Below are 23,178 nucleotides of genomic sequence, written 5' to 3'. Positions count from 1 at the left end.
TGGCAAGGTTTGCTGCCCACGGTGCTGTGGAATCCGGCGTCGACTGAGAAGATGTGGCAATGACAACCGCACGCGCGCCGCGCAAGACCGGACAGCCAGGGCGGCCGGGATACGACCTGGACTCGCTGTTGGCAGTGGCGGTCAAGGTCTTCAACGACCGTGGATACGACGGCACCAGCATGGAGGTTCTGGCGAAGCGGCTCGGCATCACCAAGTCCTCGATCTATCACCACGTGTCCGGCAAGTCCGAGTTGCTCGAACTCGCGCTGTCGCGCGCGCTCAATGCACTGTTCGCCGTGACGACCGAGGATCGGGCGACGACCGGGCGATACATCGACCGCCTCGAATACCTGGTGCGACGCAGCGTGGACATCCTGTGCGCGGAACTGCCCTACGTGACGCTGCTGCTGCGAGTCCGCGGCAACACCGACGTCGAGCGCCGCGCCCTCGCCCGTCGCCGCGAATTCGACTCGTTCGTCACCGGGCTCGTGGTCGCCGCCGCCGAGGAGGGCGACCTTCGTCCAGGGGTGGATCCGGCACTCGCGTCCAAGCTCGTGTTCGGCACGGTCAACTCGCTCATCGAGTGGTATCGCCCGCGCACCGGCGGATCGGTCGAGGAATTGGCCGACGCCGTCGTGGCGCTGACCTTCGACGGGTTGCGCCGCACGTAAATAGGGCCATGCCCCGCCACCGGACCTGAGCGTTCGATATCGACGACCAGGCGCGGCTTTCCGTCGACCGGCTGCGATCGTGAACGCTCAGGTCCGCTCGCGGTCCTTGACATCTCGGCGTCCGACGGCGATGGTAATTACCGACCGAACGTACGGTGAGATGGAGGCGTTGTGAGCAGACTTCTGGAAAGCTATGCCCAGGGAGCGTGGTATTCCGCGACCGACGAGGGAGCGCCGCTGATGAGCGCCGTCGACGGCAGTGAGATCGCCCGGGTGTCGTCCAGCGGTCTCGACGTCGCAGGCATGGTGGACTACGCCCGCACCGTCGGCGGCCCAGCGCTCGCAGCACTGACGTTCCACGAGCGTGCAGCCCTGCTCAAGCAGTTGGGCCTGACGCTGATGGCCGGCAAGGAGGAGTTCTACCAACTCTCCCGACACACCGGAGCCACCACCCGCGATTCCGGAGTCGACATCGACGGCGGATTCGGAACCGTGCTGAGCTATGCGAGCAAGGCCCGACGCGAACTCCCCAACGAGACGGTCTATCTCGACGGTGCCATCGAGCAGCTCGGCAAGAAGGGCACCTTCCTCGGTCAGCACATCTACACCTCGCGGCGCGGTGTCGCCGTGCAGATCAATGCCTTCAACTTCCCCGTCTGGGGCTTCCTCGAGAAGCTGGCACCCGCGTTCATCGCCGGTGTGCCGTCGATCGTCAAGCCCGCCAGCCAAACTGCATACCTCACCGAGCTGGTGTTCCGCCGAATCATCGAGTCGGGATTGCTGCCCGAGGGTTCGGTGCAGTTGCTGTGTGGCAGCGCCCGCGGTGTCCTCGACCACCTCGGCGGCCAGGACTCGGTGGCGTTCACCGGATCCGCCGATACCGCTGCGACCCTGCGCTCACACCCCAACGTCGTCGGCGAGGGACTGCACTTCACGGCCGAGGCGGATTCTCTCAATGCGTCGATACTCGGTTCTGATGTGGCACAGAACGATCCGGAATTCGATCTGTTCGTCAAGGGTGTCTTCACCGAAATGACGTCGAAGGCCGGTCAGAAGTGCACGGCCATTCGCCGTGTGCTGGTGCCGCAAGCCTCGGTCGAGCCTGTCATCGAGGCGCTGAAGGCAAAGCTGGAGAAGGTCGTCGTCGGTGATCCGGCCGACGAGGGCGTCACCATGGGTGCACTCGCCAGCATCGACCAGCGCGACGAAGTCCTCAAATCCATTCGTGGACTTACCAAGTCGGCAACGGTCGTCTTCGGCGACCCGGACGCCGTGGATTCGCGACCCGGCGCGTTCATGGCACCGGTTCTGTTGAAGGCCGGCGACAAGGCCGCACCCGAACCGCACGAGATCGAGGCGTTCGGACCCGTCTCCACCGTCATCGGTTACGACAGCACCGCAGACCTGCTCGACCTCGTCGCGCGCGGAAAGGGCTCTCTGGTCGCGTCTCTCGTGACCAAGGACTCCGCGATCGCGCGCGAGATCGTGCTGGGCAGTGCGCCGTACCACGGACGCATCTTGGTCCTGAACTCCGAGGACGCCAAGGAATCGACCGGGCACGGGTCTCCGCTTCCGGTTCTGGTGCACGGCGGGCCGGGCCGAGCAGGCGGTGGTGAAGAACTCGGCGGCATCCGCGGTGTGCTGCACCACATGCAGCGCACCGCAATTCAGGGAACTCCGGACGTACTGACGGCCATCGGCAACAAATGGGTCACCGGCGCGAAGCAGACGACCGGCGACGTCCACCCGTTCCGCAAGAACCTGGGCGAGCTGAAACTGGGCGACACCATCGTCGGTGGCCCGCGACAGGTCACCCGCGCCGACATCGATCACTTCGCGGAATTCACCGGCGACACCTTCTATGCACACACCGATCCCGAGGCGGCAGCGGCCAATCCGTTGTTCGGCGGAATCGTCGCGCACGGATACCTGGTGGTCTCGCTTGCCGCCGGGCTGTTCGTCGACCCGGCACCGGGCCCTGTCCTCGCGAACTTCGGCGTCGACAGCCTGCGATTCCTGACGCCGGTCAAGGCCGAGGATTCGTTGACGGTCACGTTGACGGCCAAGCTCATCACTCCGCGTCAGAGTGCCGACTACGGCGAGGTGCGTTGGGACGCAGTGGTCGTCAACCAGGACGGCGATCCCGTCGCCACCTACGATGTTCTCACTCTCGTCGCGAAGCCCGAGGTCGCGTCATGAGCGTGCGAGTGGCCGTCTGTTACGGAATGCCCGAGGACCCGGCCGCATTCGACCGCCACTACGCCGACGTGCACGTGCCCCTCGCTCGCGCTGTACCTGGTCTGATCGACTTCACCTGGGGCACGCTCGACTCACTCGACGATTCACCACCGCCGTACTACGCGATCGCCAGTCTGTACTTCGCGGACGAGGCATCGCTGAAGGCAGGATTGGCCTCGCCCGAGATGACAGCGGCAGGCAAGGATCTGCGCAACTTCGCGACAGGCGGCGTCACGATGTTCACCCAGAACGAACGATCGGTGCTGCAGCCGTGACGAATTCGCCTATCGCCCGCGAGATGTTCGAGGTCGACGCCGCGTCCCGCAAGCTCGGTATCGAACTGATCGAGCTGTCACCCGGTCACGCGAGGATGTCGATGGTCGTCACCGAGGACATGGTCAACGGCTACGCCATCACCCACGGCGGCTACGTCTTTCTGCTGGCGGACACGACGTTCGCAATGGCTTGTAATTCGCACGACGATTCAGCCGTCGCGGCCCGCTGCGACATCCGCTATCTCCGTCCGACGAAGGCTGGGGACGTGCTGGTTGCGGACGCCGTCGAGCGTGCGCGGTTCGGCCGGAACGGTATCTACGACGTGTCGGTGACGTGCCGAGACGAGCTGATCGCCGAATTCCGAGGTGACAGTCGCACCGTGGCCAGGTAGTCGGATCTCCTCGGAAGTACGGTGAGTCGATGACCACTGCCGATCTGTCTGCCTTGGCCGACGCCACGGCGGCTGCTGTGGGCGGCGCGGTATCGGTGATGGACCCGGCCGGCTACGTCGTGGCCTACTCGTCGCTGCCCGGGCAACCGATCGACGACGTGCGGCGCGACGGTATTCTCGGCAAGCAGGTTCCGGCGGAGTACATGGCGCACCATACCGACGAGGACTTCCGGCGCAGCTGCACGGTGCGGGTCGTCGCCGTAGCCGGGGTGCTGCCTCGCCTGGCCGTGCCGGTAACCAGTGGCGGCGAGTATCTCGGTTCGATCTGGTGCATCGTCCCCACCGTGGCAGTGTCGCCGCCCGAGCCGGCCGTGGTGGCGGCATTGCAACGGGCGGCAGCGGAAGCAGTACCGTTGCTGAGTCAGCGACCACAGGCTGTGGGTGTCGAAAAGCCCAGGGCACGTAAACTACTGACCGATCCAACTGCCGTCACACCCGATGGGCAGCTGTACACGGTGCTGGCGACCCGGATGCAGTCGGACCGGCCGGAAGCCGCCGCGTCGCGACTGCGGGGGATGCTCGAGCTGACCTTCGGGCAGCAGCTCGACTCGGGTGCTGTCGTGATCGACGGCGCTGCGTTCCTCGTGACGCGGTCCGAAATCCCCTTCAGCATAGATGAATTCGAGCACGTTCGACGCAGGGCCGTATCGGCCCTCGGTATTCCGGTGACGTTCGCGGTCGGTGGACCGGACGAGCGCCCGATGACTGCTCGAGTGCATGCGCAGTGGGCGCTCGACGCCTGCGAAGACGGTTCTCCGACCATTCTGTTCGACGACGTTCGAGTCCACGCCACGCTGCGCAGGGCGGGTGCAGCTCTGTCCGAAGTGTCGTTGGCGTTGCCTGCCGTCGAACGGATGCTCTCCTGCGATGCTTCGGAAGGTACCGAGTACGCCGCGACGGTGCTGGCGTTGTTGGCGCACGAGTCCAACGTCGCCGCCGCAGCTGCATCGCTGTACCTGCACCCCAACACCTTCCGCTACCGACTCCGGCGTACCAAGGAATTGTTCGGTCTGGATCTCGACGACGCGGACACCCGATTGCTGGTGTGGATGTCGCTACGGCTCAGGGCCGCACGGTGAGGACCTTCCCTGGGTTGAGCAGGTAGTGCGGGTCGAGCAATTCCTTGATGCCGCGCTGCAGTTCCGCTGCGACCGGATCGAGTTCGGTCTCGAGAAGGTCCCGCTTGAGCAGTCCCACCCCGTGCTCGCCGGTGATGGTTCCACCGAGTGAGAGGGCGAATGCCGCAATCTCGTCGAACGCGCTGTGCGCCTTCGCCAACGATGAGGGGTCGAGGGGGTCGACGATGACCGTCGGATGGATGTTGCCGTCCCCTGCGTGGCCGACGACTCCGATGACGATGCCTAGCCGGTCTGCCACCCGACCCACCTCGTCGATCATCGTGGCCAGTTGTGAAATGGGAACGGACACATCGTCGACCAACGGTGAACCGAGACGCTCGAGTGCGGGGTAGGCCAGTCGTCGGGCCTGCACGAGTTGCTCCGATTCGACCTCGTCCTCGGCGACGGCCACGTCGATCGCGCCGGATTCGGTACACAGTGCGGCGATGGCCTCGAGCTCCTCGACAGCGCCTGCGCCGATGTCGGATTGGGCGATCAGCACGGCCGCGGCGTCGGTGCCGAAGTCCATCCGGGCGTAGGCGTCGATCGCGGCGATGGTGGTGCGGTCCAGTAGCTCGAACAGGCTCGGGGTGATACCGGCGGCACGAATCCTCGTCACTGCCTCTCCTGCAGCGACAGTGGACGGGAAGGTCGCAGCCATCGTGAGTGGTACGGCGCTGGGGAAATCGAGGCCGACGGTGGCCTCGGTGATGATGCCGAGCGTGCCCTCGGAGCCAACGAACAGTTCGGCCAGAGATAGCCCGGCCACGCCTTTGACGGTGCGGCGACCCACGAACGTCGCGCGGCCGTCGGCAAGTACGACGCGCAACCCACGAACGAACCGTGCTGTCACCCCGTACTTCACACAGCACAGGCCGCCGGCGTTGGTGGCGATGTTGCCGCCGATCGTCGAGGCCTCCCAGCTGGAAGGATCAGGGAGGTACGTCAGTCCCTGCTGCACGGCAGCATCTTTCAACTCTTTGTTGGTGACACCGGGTTGCACGACGGCGGTGCGGTTGACGACGTCCAACTCGACGATCTTGTTCATGCGCCGGGTATTGAGGGCGATGGCTCCGACGCTGGCGTTCGCGGCTCCGGCCAGGCCGGTCAATGCTCCCTGTGGCACAACAGGAATGCGGTGTGCCGAGGCGATCTCCATGATGGCTTGCACGTCCGATTCTGTCGTCGGCAGTACCGCCACCAGTGGCAGCGCGGATTCGCACAGAGCTGCGGCGTCGTGCCGGTAACTGGCGAGAATGTCGGGGTCGGTCACCATCGCGTCGGCACCGAGGGCGCGCATCAGTTCGTCGATGACCGGCGAGGGGTGAACGAGAGTCGACGTAGGAGCGGCCATGAGTTCGAGTATGACCGGCGTCACTGCCCGCGTCTGCGTCGTTTCGGACGAAGCGAGAGGCCCCGGTCGGTAGTTTCCGACGAAGTGCGTCCAGCGCCTTGTTATGTACGCGACCACCTTGACAAACTACGGTGGCGCCGGTCACAGTAATTACCGACCGAATGGACGGTGAGTTTTATCCGGTTCGTCGGTTACCGAAATTCGCCGCTGTTCATCCCCACGTTACTCCGAACTGTCGCTCGCTCCAACGAGCGCCGGAGCCCGAACGAAACGAGATCGTCGATGACAACACAGGTCGAGACGCCCACCGGGGTGTCGCGTGAGCATCGCCGCGCCGCGATGGCCAGCATGGTCGGAACCACCGTCGAGTGGTACGACTTCTTCATCTACGCGCAGGCCGCATCGCTCATTTTCGCTCAGCTGTTCTTCGCGCCCATGGGCTCGTCCGGACAGCTAGTCGCCTACGTGACCATCGGCATCAGCTTCGTCTTCCGTCCTCTTGGGGCCATCGTCGCCGGCTACTTCGGCGACAAGATCGGCCGCAAGAAGGTCCTCATCGCCACCCTCACCCTGATGGGTGCGGCCACCGTCGGAATGGGACTGCTGCCCACGTACGCGACCATCGGCATCTGGGCCCCGATCATCCTGGTCGTGCTGCGCATCCTGCAGGGTTTCTCCACCGGCGGCGAGTGGGGCGGCGCGGCACTGATGGCCGTCGAGCACGCACCGAAGGGCAAGCGCGGAATCTACGGCGCGGCAACCCAGATGGGTGTTCCGCTCGGCATGCTCATCGCGGTGGGAACGTTGGCACTGTGCACCGGTTTGCTCAGTGAGGAGCAGTTCGAGGCCTGGGGCTGGCGCATTCCGTTCCTCATCAGCTTCGTGCTCATTCTCGTCGGCTTCTACATCCGCCGCCGCGTCGAGGAGACTCCGGTGTTCAAGGAGCTCGCAGAACGCAAGGAGCGCAACCACACTCCGGTTCGTGCACTGTGGCGCACCAACAAGAAGCAGGTCATGCTGGCCGCGCTGTCGTTCATCGGCACCAACGGAAACGGCTACATCATCGTCGGCGGTTTCATCGTCGCGTACTCGACCAGGGAACACGGACTCGCTCGCGTGGACGTCCTGGTGGCCAGCCTGTTCGCGGCCATCGTGTGGGGAATCTTCACCCTCCTCGGCGCGTACCTGTCCGATCGCTACGCCCGCACCACGATCATGAACCTCGGAAACGCGGCAATGGTGTTGTGCGCCATCCCGTTCTTCCTGCTCGTCGACACCGGTGAGTTGCACTGGATCTACGTGGCCCTCGGTCTCTTCGCCGTCGGACTCGGACTGTCGTACGGACCGCAGCCGGCCCTGTACGCCGAGATGTTCCCGGCTGCAGTCCGATTCAGTGGTGCGTCCATCGGCTACGCCATCGGCACGGTGCTGGGCGGAGCATTCGTTCCCACGATTTCCGAGGCACTGTTCAAGGGAACCGGCACCTCGATGTCGATCTCGATCTACCTGATGATCCTGGCCGCAATCTCCTTCATTGCGACCTCGCGAATCAAGAACCGTAGGGACGAGGATCTGAACGTCTGACCCATCGATGACGACAGCCCCGCAACCAGCCGAGTTGCGGGGCTGTCGTCGTGTACGTGGCCGAGACGGTGTTCACTCCGCGTGAGCTCAACTGACCTGTGGTGCAGCCTCTTTGCCCCATTGCTCGAGTGCGACAATTGCTTCACGCAGGGCGAGACCTCTTTCGGTCAGCGCGTACGCGCGAGTGTTGTGCCGAAGGGGGAGACGGGTCAACACTCCTGCCGCTTCGAGTTCGCGCAGCCGGGTAGCGAGCATGTTCGTCGGTACTCCGAGGTCGCGCTGCAGATCGCCGTACCGTTGCGGTTCCTCGAGCAGTCGCTCGACAATGAGAAGTGCCCACCGGGCACCGACGATGTCGAGGGCGGCGGCGAGGTCGCTCATTCGGCCGTATCGGTGTCCGCCTTCATCCAGAACGGCGAGTAGTGGTAGCCGTCGAGGTCGTCGAACTGACGTTGGTACATGAAGGCGTAGTCATCGATGTCTCCGATGCGTCCGCCGGCAGCACCGGCCCGCTCGGTGAGCTCGTCGACTGCCTCTCGGCTACCGAGGTCGAACGAGACCGTGACCTTCGATGGGGTGTCGGGTCCGCCGATCAGCTCCTCGGTGCCGCCAACGCTGGCATACATCTCGCGGCTTCCGAGCATGACGTACTGCCCCGGTGTGATGGCAAAGCACGACACGTTGTGGTCGGACATCTCGGGGTTGAGCGTCCAGCCGAGGGCTGTGTAGAAGGCGGTTGCGCGCTCGACGTTCTCGACGGGACAGGTGATGAACAGGCTCATGCCCTGATACTTGCAAAATGCAAGTGCGGCGTCAAGGGCTGAGTTCCGCGACCTCAGCTGTGCGCATGCAACGGCCTACCCGACAGCGCCATCATTGCCTCACCGAGTGCCTCGCTTTGCGTGGGGTGCGCGTGCACGAAGCTGCCGACCTCGGACGGCAGTGCTTCCCATGCCACCGCGAGTTGCGCTTCGCCGATCAGCTCGCCCACGCGGTCACCGACGAGGTGGACGCCGACGACCGGGCCGTCGTCGCGTGCACGGATCACCTTGACTCCGCCTGCGGTGGCGAGGATTCGGCTCTTGCCGTTGCCGCCGAGGTCGTAGACCACCGACGTCACGGTGCCGTACTTCTGCTCGGCGGCCTTCTCGGTGAGACCGACCGACGCCACCTCGGGATGCGAATAGGTCACGCGCGGAACAAGATCGCCGTCGATGCGTGCCGGGGCCAGGCCGGCGATGTGCTCGGCAACGAACATGCCGTGCTGGAATCCGCGGTGAGCCAATTGATATCCCGCCACGATGTCACCGACGGCATAGACACCGTCGGTGGTGGTGAGCAGGTTGTCGTCCACAGTGACGAAGCCCCGTTCGGTGACGATGCCCTGATCGGCCAGACCGAGACCGTCGGTGCGGGGCCCGCGGCCGACGGACACCAGGACGAGATCGGCCGAGAGGGTGTCTCCGGACGACAATGACACAGAGACTGCGTCGGCGGACTCGGTGACGGTCTCGACCTTGGTACCGGTACGAATGTCGATGCCACGCTTACGTAATGCCTTGGTCAGCTGCTTCGACGACCATTCGTCTTCACCCGGCACGATACGATCGAGGGCCTCGACGACGGTGACCTTGGCTCCGAAAGAGGCCCAGATACTGGCGAATTCGATACCGATGACCCCGCCGCCGAGCACGACGACCGACTCCGGCACCCGATCCAACGACATCGCCCCGTCGCTGGTGAGCACCCGCGGCCCCAGTTCGATACCGGGAATGGTGCGTGAATACGATCCGGTCGCGAGAACCAGCGAGGCACCGGTGATGCGTCGACCCTCCACCTCGACGGTGCGAGGACCGACCACCTGACCACGGCCCGAGATGATCTCGATTCCCGGACGTTTCAACAAGCCCTTGAGTCCGGAGTACAAGCCGGCGACCACGCTGCGCTGATACTCCAGTGCCGCAGGCATATCCACACCCGTCAACGATGCCGTGACGCCGACATGCGCCGAACCGCGCACCGCGTCGGCGACCTCGGCGGTGTGCAGCAGCGCCTTGGTTGGGATGCATCCGCGATGCAGACAGGTGCCTCCGAGCTTGTCCTCCTCGATCAGCGCGACCGACAGGCCGAGTTGCTCAGCCCGCAGGGCGCAGGAGTACCCACCGGAGCCGCCACCGAGGATGAGAACGTCGACGTCACTCATCGGACGGATCCCAATGCAACGACGGGGTTCTCGACGAAATCGGCAACAGTGCGCAGGAACCCGCCCGCCACTCCGCCGTCGCACACGCGGTGATCGAAGGCCAACGACAGCTGCGCGACCTTGCGGACGGCCAATTGGCCGTCGACCACCCACGGGCGGTCGATGATGCGTCCGATGCCCAAGATCGCGGCCTCGGGATGGTTGATGATCGCGGCCGAGCCGTCGACCCCGAATACTCCGTAGTTGTTCAGCGTGAATGTTCCGCCGCTCAGTCGTGCTGCGGGCAAGGAACCGGTTCGCGCCAGCTCGGTCAGCTCGGCCAGCCGCTCGGCGAGTTCCTTCAGATCGGCCTTGTCGGCCTGCGGCACAACAGGAACCATCAATCCGCGATCGGTTTGCGCGGCAATACCGAGTCCGACGTTCTCGTAACGCAGGATCTCGCCCGCCGCAGTATCGACCGTGCTGTTGAGCTCGGGGAACTTGGACAGCGCGATCATCGTCAGCTTTGCCAGCACCGCCAGCAGCGTCACCTTCACGCCGTCGATGGAGGCGTCGAGGTCGCGTCGGGCTTGCAGCAGAGCCGTCGCGTCGACGTCGACCCAGACGGTCGCCTCGGGAATCTCCGAGCGACTGCGAGAGAGCTTGTCGGCGATGGTCTTACGAATCCCGGTGATGGGAATTCGCGTGACTCCCTCCGGCGAGGAAGCAACGTTCGAACCGGCCAAGGCGCGCTCGACGTCCGCGCGGGTGATCACGCCGTGGCCGCCGGCGGTATCGATGCTCGCCAGATCGAGCCCACCCTGCAACGCCATGCTCCGAACGATGGGGGAGAGCACCTTCGGTGCAGTGGTGCGGTTAAGTGCCTCAGGGGGCACTTTTTCACTCCACTGCGGCGCAGCCGCACTTCGCTTGCGGCGGCCGGTCGGACCGTGTCCGGTGCCGTAGCCGATCAGCACATTGCCCGAGCCTGCTTTCTCCTCTTCGCGGTAACGCTCATGGGCAGCGGACACATCGGCGACGGCACCGCCGGTGATGCTGATCAGCGGCGCACCCACGGCGAGTGAGGTTCCCTCGGCCGCATGCAGTTCGCCGACAACACCCTCGAACGGGCAGGGCACCTCGACGGAGGCTTTTGCTGTCTCTACTTCGACGACGACCTGATCGATAGTGACGGTGTCGCCGGGCTTGACCTTCCACTCCACGATCTCGGCCTCGGTCAATCCTTCACCGAGATCGGGGAGCAGGAATACCTGCATGCTCATACCGATACCACCTTGCTGAGATCCGGGGCGTCGTTCCACTGCAGTCGGTCCATGGCATCGAGCACACGATCCGCGGACGGCAGGTGGAAGTGCTCGAGTTTCGGTGCCGGGTAGGGAATGTCGAGTCCGGTCACCCGAAGTACCGGAGCGTGCAGGTGATGGAAGCAACGCTCGGACACCCGCGACGCAATCTCCGCTGCCACGCCGGAGAAGCCCTGCGCTTCCTGAATCACGATGCAGCGTCCGGTCTTGCGTACCGAGGCTGCGACGGTCTCGTCGTCGAACGGATTGAGCGATCGTAGGTCGATCACCTCGACGCTACGGCCGTCCTCGGCCGCGAACTCTGCTGCCTGCATGGCGACCGACACGGTGGGGCCGTATGCGAGAAGCGTGACGTCGGTACCGGCGCGGCGCACGACGGCGGTGCCGATCGGCTCGGTCTTGGTCAGCTCGATGTCGTCCTTGGAGAAGTACAGCCGCTTCGGTTCGAGGAAGATCACCGGATCGGGGTCGGCGATGGCGTCACGCATCAGTGAGTACGCGTCGGCGACGGTGGACGGGGAGACGACCTTCAGGCCGGGGGTGTGGGCGTAGTAGGCCTCGGACGAGTCGCAGTGATGCTCGACGCCGCCGATACCGCCTGCGAACGGAATCCGAATGACCATCGGCGCGGTGAGCGAGCCACGAGTTCTGTTGCGCAGCTTGGCAACATGGGAGACGATCTGCTCGAACGCCGGGTAAGCGAAGGCGTCGAACTGCATCTCGACCACGGGCTTGTAGCCCGACATCGCCATTCCGATCGCGAATCCCACGATGCCCGACTCGGCAAGCGGGGTGTCGAAGCAGCGGTCGTCGCCGAAGTCTCGGGTCAGGCCGTCGGTGACGCGAAAGACGCCGCCGAGCGTGCCGACGTCCTCGCCGAACACGACGACCTTCTCGTCTTCGGTCAACGCGTCGCGCAGGGCGGCGTTGAGGGCTCCGGCCATGGTCATCGTGGTCATGACAGTTCTCCTGCAGCGATCTCGGCGGCGACCTGATTGCGTTGTTCGGTCAGGCCGGGGGTGGGGGAGGAGTAGACGAACCGGAACAGATCCTCGGGGTCGACGTCCTGCTCGACGTTCATGCCCGCGCGAAGCGCCGCGGCATCGGCGTCGGCGGATACCGTCATCTGCTCGCGCAGCTCGTCGGTGAGCAGACCCTGGGCTTCGAGGTAGGAGTCGAGGCGAGAGAGCGGATCTCGGGCCAACCACCCTTCGACCTCGTCGGCCTTGCGGTAGCGAGTGGCGTCGTCGGCATTGGTGTGGGCATCCATGCGGTAGGTGTGCGCCTCGACCACAACAGGTCCCTTGCCTGCTCGGACGTACTGCACGGCCTCGTCCATCACTGCCATCATCGCGATCGGGTCGTTGCCGTCGACCTGCTCGCTACCGATGCCGTAGCCGACTCCCTTGTGCGACAACGAGGGAGCCGCACTCTGACGCGCGAGGGGAACGCTGATGGCGAAGCCGTTGTTCTGCACCAGGAAGATCACCGGGGCGCGGAACACCGCCGCGAAGTTGAGGGCCTCGTGGAAGTCGCCCTCACTGGTCGCTCCGTCTCCGCAGAACGCGAGGGCGATGGTGTCTCGTCCCTGCTTGGCCTCGGCGTACGCGAAACCGGTCGCGTGCAGCAATTGTGTTGCCAGAGGTGTGCATTGGGGAGCGACCTTGTAGGCGGTCGGGTCGTAACCGCAGTGCCAGTAGCCGGCGAGCATGCCGAGCAACTCCACCTGGTCGACGCCTCGCGCCGCGAGAGCCATCGAGTCACGATACGTCGGGAACATCCAGTCCTGCTCGCCCAGGCACAGGGCTGCGGCGATCTGGCAGGCCTCCTGGCCGCGCGAGGACGGGTAGACCGCAAGGCGACCCTGTTTGGTCAATGCCGTTGCCTGTTGGTCGAATCGGCGGCCGTGCACCATCGAGCGGTACATCTCGAGCAGACGCTCGTTCGACGGGTGTGCGTAGCGGGCGGCACTGTTCACGCCCGTCCCATCGGGTGCGAGGTACTGCACGGGACGGTCGGCAGGCATGAACTGTTGGTAGGACGTTGCCGGAACCTTCTCGACGGTCGTCATGTCGCACTCTCCTGAAATCGGCTTGTACGGCGATTCTGGCCGATTCGGTGAGGAAGAAGTCCTATAGCCGTAGGATTGCAGACATATTGCTGACATTCCAGGTGCGAACTGACTATCTGTCGGGTCGAGGCAAAGAACCACGAGGTAGGAGCGGACGAATGGACGACGTCTCGAGACGTGTGGAATTGGACGACACGGATCGTCGCATCCTCGCCGAGCTGACCTCGGACGGCCGGGTCTCGATGCGGGTGCTGGCCGATCGTCTCAATCTCTCTCGTGCACATACGTATACGCGCGTCGACCGTCTGAAGGATGCGGGTGTCATCGAGCGGTTCACCGTGCAGGTCGACCATGCAGCATCCGGACTCGGGACTTCGGCGTTCATCGCGCTGTCCATCCGTCAGGATTCGTGGCGGACCGTGTCCGAGGGGCTGAGGGCGATGGAATTCGTCGACCATTTCAGTTTGCTCGGAGGGGATTTCGACGTGTTGGTACTCATCAGGACTCCCGACAACGAGAGTCTGCGGCAGGTGGTGCTGGAAGGGCTGCAATCGCTCGACGGAGTCCGAGCCACCCGCACGTGGTTGATCTTCGACGAGGACCGAGGCGGTCTGGGACGAACGACGCCGCCCACCGAACGCTGACAGTGGGCGGCGTCGAACAGGTCACGAGTCAGAAGTTGCCGCGAGCGTCCTGCTCGCGCTCGATGGCCTCGAACAGTGCCTTGAAGTTACCGATGCCGAACCCGAGCGAGCCGTGGCGTTCGATGAGCTCGAAGAACACCGTCGGGCGATCCACCAGCGGCTTGGTGAAGATCTGCAGAAGGTAGCCGTCCTCGTCTCGGTCGACGAGAATTCCGCGCTTCTGCAACTCTTCGATCGGCACTCGCACGTTACCGATACGGGCGCGTAATGCGGGATCCTCGTAGTACGAATCGGGAGTGGCGAGGAATTCGACGCCGGCGGCGCGGAGGGCGTCGACCGAGGACAGGATGTCGTTGGTCGCGAGCGCCAGATGTTGTGCGCCCGGGCCGCGGTAGAACTCGAGGTACTCGTCGATCTGGGAGCGCTTCTTGGCGATGGCCGGTTCGTTCAGCGGGAACTTCACGCGGTGGTTGCCGTTGGAGACCACCTTGCTCATCAACGCCGAGTAATCGGTGGCGATATCGGCTCCGACGAACTCGGCCATGTTCGTGAAGCCCATGACGCGGTGGTAGAAGTCGACCCACTCGTCCATCTTGCCGAGCTCGACGTTGCCCACCACATGATCGAGAGCCTGGAAGATGCGCTTGGGAGCGCCTTCCGGTCGCTGCAACGTCGACGTCCGCGGTACGTAGCCGGGCAGATAAGTGCCGGTGTAACGCGAGCGATCGACCAAGGTGTGTCGGGTGTCGCCGTAGGTCGCGATGGTCGCGGTGCGGACCGTGCCGTGATCGTCGGACATGTCGGTCGGTTCGTGCAGTACTCGCGCGCCCTGGGCTCGCGCGTGCTCGATGCATCGGTCGACATCGGGAACGGCCAGCGAGATGTCGATGACGCCGTCGCCGTGGCGCGTGTGGTGTGCCACCAGATCACTGTCCGGGTCGACGGCTCCCTTGATGACGAAACGCACTGCAGCGGATTTGAGTACGTATGCGTGGTGGTCACGTTGGCCGGTCGTCGGACCTGAGTACGCAACGAGCTCCATGCCGAACGCGGACTGGAAGAAATGCGCGGTCTGCGTCGCGTTGCCGACCACCCATACGATGGCGTCCCAACCGCTGACGGGAAAGGGATCTCGCTTGTCGTCGTACTCCACGAGTCCGACGAGCTGTCGAAGCTGATCGGCGTCGAGATCGGCCAGTCTTTCGTCGTCGTTGAGGATGTTGTCGAGGCTCATGAGGGCTCCCTGTTGCCGATGCAGTGTCGTGTCGACCAGTTGTTCCGATGAGCAGAACATCTGACAGATGGGCCGTCAATCAATCCCAGTTCTGCTATCTGAGCTGTGCAGATCGAGCAGGTGAATCCAGAGATTGATATACGATCCGTCTAGAAAAGCATTCGAGTGACGAGGTGCGACATGGAATCCACACTGGACGAGTTGGACCGAGCCTTGCTCACTGCGCTGCAGGACAATTCGAGAATAGGTGTGCTCGAGCTGTCGCGGACGCTCGGCGTCGCACGGGCGACGGTGACGGCGAGGTTGCAGCGGCTGGAGGATAGTGGCGTCATCACCGGCTATCGACCGCGAATCGGTTTGGCTGCAGCGGGTTACGGAGTTCAGGCGTTTGTCACGTTGGAGATTGCACAAGGAGCGCTCGGCGATGTCGTGGCCACTCTGGAGCAGATTCCCGGCGTCTTGGAAGCCTTCGCGACCACAGGTTCGGGAGATGTGCTGTGCCGAGTCGCAGCTGCGTCGCACGACGACTTGCAGCGAACATTGATCGTGCTCAACCAGTCTCGCACGATCGCGCGGTCGACCAGCGTGGTTGTGCTCTCGGAACTGGTCGAGTTCCGAACGATGCCACTGCTGAACACAGCAGAACCCGATCGAACGCCGAAGGCCCCTGCCTACCGACCCACTCGTGAGTGAGCTTGGCGGGCAGGGTCCTTCGGTTCGCCACTTCAATAGGGCGGAGCGTCGGCGAGCAGCCGCCCATCCACGATTTCGACTACTTCGTCCATGTCGGACAGATGTGCGCGGTCATGGGTGACCACAACGGTCGCGGTGCCGTTGGTACGGGTCAAGGTGGCGATCAAATCGAGAATTGCAGCTCCGCGCTCGTGATCGAGTGCGCTTGTGGGTTCGTCGACCAGCAGTACTGCAGGGTTGCTCATCAAGGCTCGGGCGATATTGACCCGCTGTCGTTGCCCGCCGGAGAGTTGATGCGGCCTCTTGTGCGCGTGATTGCCGAGGCCGACAGCGTCGAGGAGCGTGAGTGCGGACATTTCGGCGTCCCGGGGTGAGTGACCACCGAGGTTGGCGATGACCTGTAACTGCTCGATGGCGGTCAGCGACGGCAACAGGTTCGGCTGTTGAAAGACGGTCCCGATCTTGTTGTGCCGCAATGTCGTCAACTCTGTGCGGGTCATGCCGGCTGTGGGTGTTCCGTCGATGACGACGTGTCCGCTGTCGGGGGTGATCAAGGTGGCCGCCACGGCGAGCAAGCTGGACTTACCGGAGCCGGACGGGCCGATGACGGCGGTCATCGTGCCCTTCTCCACGTGCAGATCGACGCAGTCCAACGCAGTCAGCCGGGCGTCGCCGTCGGGGTAGGTGAGAGTGATGTCGGTCAGATGCAGGCTCATCGTGCGCTCCCGAGTGCGGTGAGGGGGTCAACGGAGGTAATTCGAGTGATGGACAGAGCGGCGCCGACTGCGCCGAGGAGGACGATGATCAGCGCGGGTGGCACGACGGTGCCGGTGTCGAGGACGAACGGCACCGTGCCGCCGACGAGTGCGCCCACTCCGGCAGCCAACCCTGTTCCGACGACGGTGCCTGCGGTCAGCAGCACGATGGCTTGACCGAGGGCATCTCGGAGCAGGTATGCGGTAGATGCTCCGAGAGCCTTGAGAACTGCGACGTCCCCACTGCGTTGGATGGTCCACACGGTGAAGAACGCACCGATGACAAGTGCGGAAATAGCGAACAGGAATGCGCGCATCAGTTGCAGCGAACCGTTTTCCGAGCTGTAGGAGCCGACGGCGGACTTGGCATCCGCGGTGGGCACCGTGGCGGTGCCGATCCGTTCGTCGGCCGCAGCAAGGTCGACGTCGGTGTCGATACTCAATCCGACCACGGTCGCGCGCAGTGGGCCTGCGGGGGCTCCACCGGACAATGTCTGCCAGGCCCCCAGATCCATGAAGATCACCGGGGTGTGGCTGTAGGAGGCGTCGCCGTCGACAGCAGCGACCGTCAGGCGCTGCCCACCGAGGACGAAATCCTCACCGACCCCGACGTTCAGCTCGTCTGCGGCCGACGTCGACAGCACTGCGCTGCCGGTGCGGATTCGGTCCGATTGCGGCGCCAGGGTGGAGCCCGGCTGCACGCCGAAGGCAGAGATCGCGGCGCTGCGCGAGCCGGCCTCGGCTTTGGTAGTGCTGATGCCGAGTGGTTCCGCTCGCTGTACCCCATCCACTTGTGCCCACTGCTGCCACGTGGATTCGGTGACGGTGCTGTCGGTGAACGACACCGAGTTGCCCTCCGTCGGAGCCGAGAACGTCAGATGGTCAGCAGGCAATTCGGTGATCGCCGACGTGCTTTCTCTTCCCAATCCCGCGGTGAGTCCGGACAACAGACCGACCAACATGGTGATCAGGACGATGACGGTCCCCATCAGAACGAACCGCCCCTTGGCGAATCTGAGGTCTCTCCAGGCGACGAACACGTTTTCTGCCTCTCTTACAGACGTCCGAATCAGGTATCCGGCAACTGCGTTCAACTGTCGCCGCAGCGGGGCTACGCAGGCATCGACCGGGAGAGTGCATCTCGAGAGCCGGAAGGATCAGCGCCCGCTACACCTTTTGGCCGATGTCGGCCGGGTGCGAACCGCATAACCTGGACGTCGTTATGGATCCGTCGTCGCTCACCCCTGTCATGCGCATCCTGCGCGGGTGCCTGCATCTGATGCTGGCCGCACTGCTGACGTTGTCGGTCGTGCGAGCGGTCCAGGAGCGCGTACCGCACCTGACTGCGGTCGTCGTTCTCGCCGTGGTTCTGGGCATGGTGTACGCGGTGGGGGCAACCTGGCCGAGAGTGCGTCACTCCGGTGCCACTGCCGCGGGATGGCTACTGGCGGTCGGGATGATGTGGACGGCATTGCTCGTGGTGAGCCCCGAAGCCGTCTATCTCGCGTTCCCGTTGTTCTTTCTCCAGCTCCATCTACTGCCGACGACGTGGGGTCTGACGGCGGTTGTCTGGACCACCCTCACGGCGATCGCTGGATTCTGCTGGCATCGAGGAGGTTTCGCGGTCGGAGCGGTAGTGGGCCCGTCGCTCGGTGCCGCGGTCGCCATCGCCGTTGTTCTCGGCTACCAAGCGCTCTACCGCGAGAGCGAACAGCGGCGCGCGCTCATCGAGGAGCTGACTGCCGCTCGCGGAGAGCTGGCAGCGGCGGAGCGCGAAGCCGGGGTGCTCGCCGAACGTGAACGACTGGCCCGAGAAATCCATGACACCCTCGCGCAGGGGCTGTCGAGTATCCACTTGTTGCTTCGCGCGACGGAACGTCTGCTCCCCGAGCGTGCGGAGGAGGCGAACACGCATGTCGTACAGGCGCGTGAGACGGCGTCGAGCAACCTCGAGGAGGCACGGCGCTTCGTTCGTGCGCTGAGCCCGCCGGATCTGGAGAACGGTTCACTACCTTCGGCGTTGGAACGATTGTGCGCCAGCACCTCTGCGGCTACCGGACCAACGGTCGATTGGCAGTTGTCGGGTGTTCCGGTACCCCTCCGGACAGCACACGAGGTTGCGCTGCTGCGCATCGCTCAGTCTGCTCTGGCGAACGCCACGCAGCATGCCGATGCCACCCGGGTGGCGGTCACCCTGAGCTTCATGGACACCGAGGTGGCTCTCGATATCGTCGACGACGGTGTCGGCTTCGATCCCGACACCGTCAGCAGTGGGGATCGCGGTTTCGGGCTACCGGGAATGAGGTCACGTGCTCGCTCACTGCAGGGCACCCTCGTGGTGGAATCGAGACCGGGCCTGGGCACCGCCGTCGCCGTCACTGTGCCATTGGAGGTGCGAACATGATCCGTCTTCTGATGGCCGACGACCATCCGATCGTTCGCGCAGGGTTGCGCGCGGTACTCGAGACCGAGCCGGACTTCGTGATCATCGCCGAGGCGACGACTGCCGAGCAGGCGATCGAACTCTCCGCCGAACTCGAGATCGACGTGGTCCTCATGGACCTGCAGTTCGGTCCCGGTATGCACGGCGTCGACGCCATTGCCGCCATTGCCTCCTCTCCCGGCGCACCGCACGTACTGGTGCTGACGACCTACGACACCGACGCCGACATCCTGGCCGCCATCGAAGCGGGAGCCGTGGGCTACCTACTCAAAGACGCACCGCCCGATGACCTTTGCGCAGCGGTGCGCACTGCAGCAGCGGGAGGGTCGGCGCTCGCGCCTGCCGTTGCATCTCGACTGATGGACCGGATGCGGACACCCGGCAGCACACTGACGTTGCGTGAGATCGAAGTGCTGCAGTTGGTGGCAGACGGCCATTCGAACGTGCAGATCAGTCGACGGCTGTTCCTGAGCCAGGCCACCGTCAAATCCCATCTGGCCCACATCTACACGAAGTTGGGCGTGGATTCACGAACCTCTGCCGTGGCATCGGCGGCGTCCAAGGGGTTGATCCGGCATGGACAACATTGAATTGCGCTCGTCCTCGCGGACCGGAGGGGTGATCGAGATGTCCCCGCGCCGCACCCTCTTGCCATGGGTGCGCGGGGTGCCCGTGGCCTTGGTGCCGCTGCTGCTGCTGGCCAGCAATTTTCCAGGCGAGTACCGAGTTCCTCTCTGGTATTGGTCGATGGCGCTGGCGGCTGCGATCGTCTTTCTGTGGGGCGGCCGTTGGCCGCTGCCGGTCTCGCTTGTGCTGTCGGCGCTGGCGGTGCCGATGTTCCTCACCGACGCGTGGGGGCTGTCGGAGCTGGTTCCCTATCTCGGCGCGGCCGGTGTGGCCGAGGTAGCGATGCTTTCGACACGGTCCGCTCCGGTGGTCGTGGCCAGTGTGTCGTGGACGGCAGCGGTTCTGTGGGGAATTGCCGCCGGCGACTCCTCGACCTTCTGGCGTCCTGCCACTGCGGTCGAGACTCTCGCCGTTGTCGGTCTGCCGTTGTTGTTAGGGCTGTATTTGCGGGCCCAGCGCCGCTTGGCCGCCACGTACCGGGCGCGAGCCGCCGACGCCGACATGCGAAGACTGGAGGATTCGGCGCGGGCCCGCTTGGCCGAGCGCGCCGCGCTGGCCCGAGAGTTGCACGATCTGGTGGCCCATCACATGGCGTCGATCGTGTTGCGGATCGGTGTCGCGAAGCATGTCGTGGCGGAGGCGGACCCGCGCGTTCGAAGTGTGCTCGACGACGTCCACGACACTGCTTCGGGTGCTCTGGACGACATCCGCCGACTTCTCGTAGCGCTTCGGGATCCCTCGCCCGGAGAGGTTTCGTTGGTGGAGACAGATGCTGTTTCCACCGAGATCGCTGCCGCAATCGAGCGCACCCGCGCCACGGGAATCACCGTCGACGCCGAGGTGGATACCGACCTCGGCGAGCTGGACACGATCGGAAGGCTCACCCTGCTCCGGGTCGTTCAGGAGTCGTTGACCAATGTCATGAAGCACGCGGATCCTGCTCAACCCGTGACTGTCTCGGTCGTCCGCGAGCACGGCGGCGTGATCGCGTGCGTAATCAGCCGTCTCGACGACCCTGCCGGGGCCGTCGACCCTGCCGGGCACGGATTGACCGGAATGGCAGAGCGTGTCGCGCTCGCCGGGGGCACGCTCGAGGTCGGAGCCGAGGACGGCAGCTGGTCCGTCCGTGCCACGCTCACCATGTCCGACGGCGAGCGTGGACGATGATTCGCCTACTCATCGTCGACGATCAGCGCCTGGTCCGGGCAGGGCTGCGGATGCTCTGTGAGTCGACCGAGGATATCGATGTCGTCGGCGAAGGTGCCAACGGCGCGGAGGCAATTCGTCTGGCCGCCGAGATGTCACCGGATGTCATCCTCATGGATCTGAGGATGCCGGGCCTCGACGGAATCGAGGCCACCAGAGCGATCCTGGGTTCCGGCTCTGCACCGAAAGTGCTGGTGCTCACCACTTTCGACGACGACGATCATCTCTACCCGGCTCTTGCGGCCGGAGCAGCCGGATTTCTCGTCAAGGACACCGAACCGGCCGAACTGTTGGACGCCATCCGTCGCGTCACCGACGGCGAACTCCCGTTCTCCCCATTCCTGTTGCGAAGGCTGGTGAACCGGGCAGTCGAGGAGGGACGCGCCGTCGAGCGCACCGAGAACGTCGAGCTGAGCCCGCGGGAGATCGAGGTTCTCGAGCTTGTCAGTGAGGGCTTGGGAAACCAGGAGATCGCGGACTGTCTGCATCTGGGAGTCTCGACGGTCAAGACGCACGTGGCAAATCTGATGGCAAAGACCGAGTGCAACAACAGAGTTCGCCTGGCCGTGTGGGCGTATCGGCGCGGTTGACATCGGCAGAGCCCGATCTACAGGCAGCGCTCAATGACCGCCATGCTGCATGGGTGTGTCGCTCGGCATCTGCATCGGGGTTGCAGTCTGGTTCGGTCCGAGGACCAGAAATTGGCCCATCATTCCCTGATCCTCGTGCCTCATCAGGTGGCAGTGGAACATGTACGAAAACGTCGGGTCCGTGTACTCGGTGAACCGCAGTATCAACCGGATCGTGGTGCCGGGAGGAACGTAGACAGTGTCCTTCCACCCCGCCAGCGCAGGCAGAGGCTTCGCACCGTTGATGTCGAGGAGCTGAAACTGGACATCGTGCACGTGGAAGTTGTGCGGCCAGTTGTCCGCGCTGTGGATCGTCCACACCTCGGTGGTGTCGACGGCCGAGGTGAAATCGACGCGATTCATGTCCATCTGCTCGCCGTTGATCATGAACCACTGCAGTTCGAATCTACGCTCGGCGACTGCGGTGGCCGGTTCGAGGCGGGGGATGTCGGCGAGCACAGCCGGCAACGCCCGGGATCGCTCGGGGTTGCGGACCGGTCGGAGCTCGAGCACGTCGAAGGAATCGGTCAACCCGTAGTCGGATGCGATGTCGCGGTCGATTTCTGGCTGATCGTCGAACGAGAACGCGCGCAGCATCATCGGAGAACTACCGCCCGCCGCCACGACGATCTCGACTCGTTCTCCGGGGCTGAGTGTGATGCGGCTCAGCGGGAGCGGCTCGCTGAGCAGTCCACCGTCGCTGGCCACCATCGTGAAATCGCGGTCGTCGGCGAATCCGAGGTTGTACATTCGCCCTCCGGAACCGTTGAGGATTCGCAGTCGCACCAGTTCGGTGCTCACCTGCACGTGCGCGCCGGCGATTCCATTCGTGATGATCGTGTCGCCGAGCAGGCCTGCATCGGTCGGGTCGGACTCGTCGAGAGCACCGTCTGCAGTGAACCGGCGATCCTGGATGATCAGTGGGAAGTCGTCCACACCATAGGTTTTCGGCAGATCGAGAGAGTCGGTGTCCACGTCGTCGACCAGGAAGATTCCTGACAGTCCCCGGTAGGCATGTTTTTCGGTGGCACCATGTGGGTGGGGGTGGTACCACAGCGTTGCCGCCGGCTGGTTCACCGTCCACGTCGGCTCCCAGCGTCCACCCGGTGTGATGGTCTGGTGGGGTCCGCCGTCGTATCGCGCCGGGACGTGCATGCCGTGCCAGTGCACGGTGGTGTCCTCCGGCACGGAGTTGTCGATAGTGAACGCGATCGTTTCGCCGCGCCGGGCCCGAATGGTCGGCCCCAGGATCGACCCGTTGAAACCCCATGTCGGAGTCTGCACGCCCGGCAACATCTCGGTGCTGCCGGCCTGTGCGGTGAGCGTGAAGTGGCGGACACCGGCGGCATCGACGCTGGAGTCCGCCAGGGGCGGCACCGGTAGTGGCCGGCGACCGCCACTCGACGTCGTGGCCTCGACTCCGGAAGAGGCGGACCCCGGAGTCGACCGATTTGCAGCACATCCCGCCGACATCACAATCGGCGCAGACACCAAACCCGCCAACAAGGTTCGTCGACTCAACGTGTTTCGGACCATGACGTTCACTGCACTCCCGGGTTTCTTGCGATGTTCGATTACTGCGCGACACATGCAAGTTTCCGGGCTACGGGGATCACGGGCATCCACCCGAGGGTCACGGATTTCGAAAAAGAAATCCACCGCTGGGGCCTACCGCGA

General features: G+C 64.3%; 23 protein-coding genes. 12 read left to right on the top strand and 11 right to left on the bottom strand.

Going from position 1 to position 23,178, the window contains the following annotated elements:
• Positions 1 to 59: 59 nt before the first annotated feature.
• The 5 genes from MTX35_RS07415 to MTX35_RS07395 all read left to right on the top strand — a co-directional run bounded on the left by MTX35_RS07415 (position 60) and on the right by MTX35_RS07395 (position 4,715).
• Positions 60 to 671 carry a TetR/AcrR family transcriptional regulator gene (locus MTX35_RS07415; RefSeq protein ID WP_032380646.1) on the top strand — a complete coding sequence of 204 codons (612 nt, stop codon included), beginning with the start codon at positions 60 to 62 and terminating at the stop codon, positions 669 to 671.
• A 171-nt stretch (positions 672 to 842) separates the two neighbouring features.
• The gene (gene paaZ, locus MTX35_RS07410; RefSeq protein ID WP_243594350.1) at positions 843 to 2,870 is read left to right on the top strand and encodes a phenylacetic acid degradation bifunctional protein PaaZ; all 2,028 of its coding nucleotides are present in this window, start codon (positions 843 to 845) and stop codon (positions 2,868 to 2,870) included.
• A complete protein-coding gene (locus tag MTX35_RS07405; protein WP_243594349.1) occupies positions 2,867 to 3,184 on the top strand; it encodes an EthD family reductase in 318 nt (105 codons plus the stop codon). The genes paaZ and MTX35_RS07405 overlap by 4 nt, the downstream gene beginning before the upstream one ends.
• A gap of 23 nt (positions 3,185 to 3,207) precedes the next feature.
• Complete coding sequence (paaI, locus tag MTX35_RS07400; RefSeq protein ID WP_243594442.1) at positions 3,208 to 3,576, top strand: hydroxyphenylacetyl-CoA thioesterase PaaI; 369 nt, start codon at positions 3,208 to 3,210, stop codon at positions 3,574 to 3,576.
• 29 nt (positions 3,577 to 3,605) lie between these two features.
• The gene (locus MTX35_RS07395) at positions 3,606 to 4,715 is read left to right on the top strand and encodes a CdaR family transcriptional regulator (protein ID WP_243594348.1); all 1,110 of its coding nucleotides are present in this window, start codon (positions 3,606 to 3,608) and stop codon (positions 4,713 to 4,715) included.
• Here the strand turns inward: MTX35_RS07395 and MTX35_RS07390 are convergent.
• The gene (locus tag MTX35_RS07390; RefSeq protein WP_243594347.1) at positions 4,699 to 6,108 is read right to left on the bottom strand and encodes an FAD-binding oxidoreductase; all 1,410 of its coding nucleotides are present in this window, start codon (positions 6,106 to 6,108) and stop codon (positions 4,699 to 4,701) included. The genes MTX35_RS07395 and MTX35_RS07390 overlap by 17 nt on opposite strands.
• A gap of 282 nt (positions 6,109 to 6,390) precedes the next feature.
• Between MTX35_RS07390 and MTX35_RS07385 the strand changes: the two genes are divergently transcribed.
• A complete protein-coding gene (locus MTX35_RS07385; RefSeq protein ID WP_243594346.1) occupies positions 6,391 to 7,692 on the top strand; it encodes an MFS transporter in 1,302 nt (433 codons plus the stop codon).
• 87 nt (positions 7,693 to 7,779) lie between these two features.
• Here MTX35_RS07385 and MTX35_RS07380 read toward each other — a convergent pair whose 3' ends face one another.
• The 6 genes from MTX35_RS07380 to pdhA are packed head-to-tail and all read right to left on the bottom strand — an operon-like array spanning position 7,780 to position 13,270.
• Complete coding sequence (locus tag MTX35_RS07380; protein ID WP_094703684.1) at positions 7,780 to 8,073, bottom strand: helix-turn-helix domain-containing protein; 294 nt, start codon at positions 8,071 to 8,073, stop codon at positions 7,780 to 7,782.
• Entirely contained in the window at positions 8,070 to 8,474 is a 405-nt protein-coding gene (locus MTX35_RS07375; RefSeq protein WP_032384163.1) for a VOC family protein, read from the bottom strand. Before MTX35_RS07375 ends, MTX35_RS07380 begins: the two co-directional genes overlap by 4 nt.
• 53 nt (positions 8,475 to 8,527) lie before the next feature.
• Positions 8,528 to 9,895: a dihydrolipoyl dehydrogenase gene (gene lpdA, locus MTX35_RS07370; RefSeq protein WP_243594345.1), complete on the bottom strand. Its 1,368-nt coding sequence runs from the start codon at positions 9,893 to 9,895 to the stop codon at positions 8,528 to 8,530.
• Positions 9,892 to 11,157, bottom strand: a complete 1,266-nt coding sequence (locus MTX35_RS07365; RefSeq protein WP_243594344.1) for a dihydrolipoamide acetyltransferase family protein — start codon at positions 11,155 to 11,157, stop codon at positions 9,892 to 9,894. Before MTX35_RS07365 ends, lpdA begins: the two co-directional genes overlap by 4 nt.
• Positions 11,154 to 12,158, bottom strand: coding sequence for an alpha-ketoacid dehydrogenase subunit beta (locus MTX35_RS07360; protein WP_243594343.1), 1,005 nt, complete (start codon positions 12,156 to 12,158; stop codon positions 11,154 to 11,156). The genes MTX35_RS07365 and MTX35_RS07360 overlap by 4 nt, the downstream gene beginning before the upstream one ends.
• On the bottom strand, positions 12,155 to 13,270 hold the full coding sequence (pdhA, locus tag MTX35_RS07355; RefSeq protein ID WP_243594342.1) for a pyruvate dehydrogenase (acetyl-transferring) E1 component subunit alpha: 1,116 nt from the start codon (positions 13,268 to 13,270) through the stop codon (positions 12,155 to 12,157). The genes MTX35_RS07360 and pdhA overlap by 4 nt, the downstream gene beginning before the upstream one ends.
• Before the next feature lie 158 nt (positions 13,271 to 13,428).
• Here pdhA and MTX35_RS07350 point away from each other — a divergent pair, with 158 nt between their 5' ends.
• The gene (locus MTX35_RS07350; RefSeq protein WP_243594341.1) at positions 13,429 to 13,914 is read left to right on the top strand and encodes an Lrp/AsnC family transcriptional regulator; all 486 of its coding nucleotides are present in this window, start codon (positions 13,429 to 13,431) and stop codon (positions 13,912 to 13,914) included.
• 28 nt (positions 13,915 to 13,942) lie between these two features.
• On the opposite strand, the gene hppD is transcribed toward MTX35_RS07350, so the two are convergent.
• The gene (gene hppD / locus MTX35_RS07345; protein ID WP_243594340.1) at positions 13,943 to 15,148 is read right to left on the bottom strand and encodes a 4-hydroxyphenylpyruvate dioxygenase; all 1,206 of its coding nucleotides are present in this window, start codon (positions 15,146 to 15,148) and stop codon (positions 13,943 to 13,945) included.
• Between the two features lie 180 nt (positions 15,149 to 15,328).
• Between hppD and MTX35_RS07340 the strand changes: the two genes are divergently transcribed.
• The gene (locus tag MTX35_RS07340; RefSeq protein ID WP_243594339.1) at positions 15,329 to 15,841 is read left to right on the top strand and encodes an Lrp/AsnC family transcriptional regulator; all 513 of its coding nucleotides are present in this window, start codon (positions 15,329 to 15,331) and stop codon (positions 15,839 to 15,841) included.
• Positions 15,842 to 15,873: 32 nt separating this feature from the next.
• Here MTX35_RS07340 and MTX35_RS07335 read toward each other — a convergent pair whose 3' ends face one another.
• Both MTX35_RS07335 and MTX35_RS07330 read right to left on the bottom strand, forming a co-directional pair.
• Positions 15,874 to 16,557: an ABC transporter ATP-binding protein gene (locus MTX35_RS07335; RefSeq protein ID WP_243594338.1), complete on the bottom strand. Its 684-nt coding sequence runs from the start codon at positions 16,555 to 16,557 to the stop codon at positions 15,874 to 15,876.
• Positions 16,554 to 17,636: an ABC transporter permease gene (locus tag MTX35_RS07330; protein ID WP_243594337.1), complete on the bottom strand. Its 1,083-nt coding sequence runs from the start codon at positions 17,634 to 17,636 to the stop codon at positions 16,554 to 16,556. Before MTX35_RS07330 ends, MTX35_RS07335 begins: the two co-directional genes overlap by 4 nt.
• Before the next feature lie 182 nt (positions 17,637 to 17,818).
• Here MTX35_RS07330 and MTX35_RS07325 point away from each other — a divergent pair, with 182 nt between their 5' ends.
• From MTX35_RS07325 to MTX35_RS07310, 4 genes are read left to right on the top strand one after another with little or no spacing between them, the layout of a single operon-like run.
• Entirely contained in the window at positions 17,819 to 19,000 is a 1,182-nt protein-coding gene (locus MTX35_RS07325; RefSeq protein WP_243594336.1) for a sensor histidine kinase, read from the top strand.
• Entirely contained in the window at positions 18,997 to 19,629 is a 633-nt protein-coding gene (locus MTX35_RS07320) for a response regulator transcription factor (protein WP_243594335.1), read from the top strand. Before MTX35_RS07325 ends, MTX35_RS07320 begins: the two co-directional genes overlap by 4 nt.
• Complete coding sequence (locus tag MTX35_RS07315; RefSeq protein WP_243594334.1) at positions 19,616 to 20,833, top strand: sensor histidine kinase; 1,218 nt, start codon at positions 19,616 to 19,618, stop codon at positions 20,831 to 20,833. Before MTX35_RS07320 ends, MTX35_RS07315 begins: the two co-directional genes overlap by 14 nt.
• Positions 20,830 to 21,462: a response regulator transcription factor gene (locus MTX35_RS07310; protein ID WP_243594333.1), complete on the top strand. Its 633-nt coding sequence runs from the start codon at positions 20,830 to 20,832 to the stop codon at positions 21,460 to 21,462. Before MTX35_RS07315 ends, MTX35_RS07310 begins: the two co-directional genes overlap by 4 nt.
• A 30-nt stretch (positions 21,463 to 21,492) precedes the next feature.
• On the opposite strand, the gene MTX35_RS07305 is transcribed toward MTX35_RS07310, so the two are convergent.
• On the bottom strand, positions 21,493 to 23,037 hold the full coding sequence (locus tag MTX35_RS07305; protein ID WP_243594441.1) for a multicopper oxidase family protein: 1,545 nt from the start codon (positions 23,035 to 23,037) through the stop codon (positions 21,493 to 21,495).
• Between the last annotated feature and the right edge of the window lie 141 nt (positions 23,038 to 23,178).

This window comes from Rhodococcus sp. ARC_M12, assembly GCF_022810385.1.
In the GTDB taxonomy this organism is placed as follows: Bacteria; Actinomycetota; Actinomycetes; order Mycobacteriales; family Mycobacteriaceae; genus Rhodococcoides; species Rhodococcoides navarretei.
Note: the sequence above shows the minus strand (reverse complement) of the source record. Positions and strands in the feature narration are given on the sequence as shown.

Bases quoted from the DNA above. Each gene is read 5' to 3' on its own strand.
- MTX35_RS07415 (WP_032380646.1), top strand. From the start codon at position 60: ATGACAACCGCACGCGCGCCGCGCAAGACCGGACAGCCAGGGCGGCCG.
- MTX35_RS07405 (WP_243594349.1), top strand. From the start codon at position 2,867: ATGAGCGTGCGAGTGGCCGTCTGTTACGGAATGCCCGAGGACCCGGCC.
- paaI (WP_243594442.1), top strand. From the start codon at position 3,208: ATGTTCGAGGTCGACGCCGCGTCCCGCAAGCTCGGTATCGAACTGATC.
- MTX35_RS07395 (WP_243594348.1), top strand. From the start codon at position 3,606: ATGACCACTGCCGATCTGTCTGCCTTGGCCGACGCCACGGCGGCTGCT.
- MTX35_RS07390 (WP_243594347.1), bottom strand. From the start codon at position 6,108: ATGGCCGCTCCTACGTCGACTCTCGTTCACCCCTCGCCGGTCATCGAC.
- MTX35_RS07385 (WP_243594346.1), top strand. From the start codon at position 6,391: ATGACAACACAGGTCGAGACGCCCACCGGGGTGTCGCGTGAGCATCGC.
- MTX35_RS07380 (WP_094703684.1), bottom strand. From the start codon at position 8,073: ATGAGCGACCTCGCCGCCGCCCTCGACATCGTCGGTGCCCGGTGGGCA.
- MTX35_RS07375 (WP_032384163.1), bottom strand. From the start codon at position 8,474: ATGAGCCTGTTCATCACCTGTCCCGTCGAGAACGTCGAGCGCGCAACC.
- lpdA (WP_243594345.1), bottom strand. From the start codon at position 9,895: ATGAGTGACGTCGACGTTCTCATCCTCGGTGGCGGCTCCGGTGGGTAC.
- MTX35_RS07365 (WP_243594344.1), bottom strand. From the start codon at position 11,157: ATGAGCATGCAGGTATTCCTGCTCCCCGATCTCGGTGAAGGATTGACC.
- MTX35_RS07360 (WP_243594343.1), bottom strand. From the start codon at position 12,158: ATGACCACGATGACCATGGCCGGAGCCCTCAACGCCGCCCTGCGCGAC.
- pdhA (WP_243594342.1), bottom strand. From the start codon at position 13,270: ATGACGACCGTCGAGAAGGTTCCGGCAACGTCCTACCAACAGTTCATG.
- MTX35_RS07350 (WP_243594341.1), top strand. From the start codon at position 13,429: ATGGACGACGTCTCGAGACGTGTGGAATTGGACGACACGGATCGTCGC.
- hppD (WP_243594340.1), bottom strand. From the start codon at position 15,148: ATGAGCCTCGACAACATCCTCAACGACGACGAAAGACTGGCCGATCTC.
- MTX35_RS07340 (WP_243594339.1), top strand. From the start codon at position 15,329: ATGGAATCCACACTGGACGAGTTGGACCGAGCCTTGCTCACTGCGCTG.
- MTX35_RS07335 (WP_243594338.1), bottom strand. From the start codon at position 16,557: ATGAGCCTGCATCTGACCGACATCACTCTCACCTACCCCGACGGCGAC.
- MTX35_RS07325 (WP_243594336.1), top strand. From the start codon at position 17,819: ATGGATCCGTCGTCGCTCACCCCTGTCATGCGCATCCTGCGCGGGTGC.
- MTX35_RS07320 (WP_243594335.1), top strand. From the start codon at position 18,997: ATGATCCGTCTTCTGATGGCCGACGACCATCCGATCGTTCGCGCAGGG.
- MTX35_RS07315 (WP_243594334.1), top strand. From the start codon at position 19,616: ATGGACAACATTGAATTGCGCTCGTCCTCGCGGACCGGAGGGGTGATC.
- MTX35_RS07310 (WP_243594333.1), top strand. From the start codon at position 20,830: ATGATTCGCCTACTCATCGTCGACGATCAGCGCCTGGTCCGGGCAGGG.
- MTX35_RS07305 (WP_243594441.1), bottom strand. From the start codon at position 23,037: ATGGTCCGAAACACGTTGAGTCGACGAACCTTGTTGGCGGGTTTGGTG.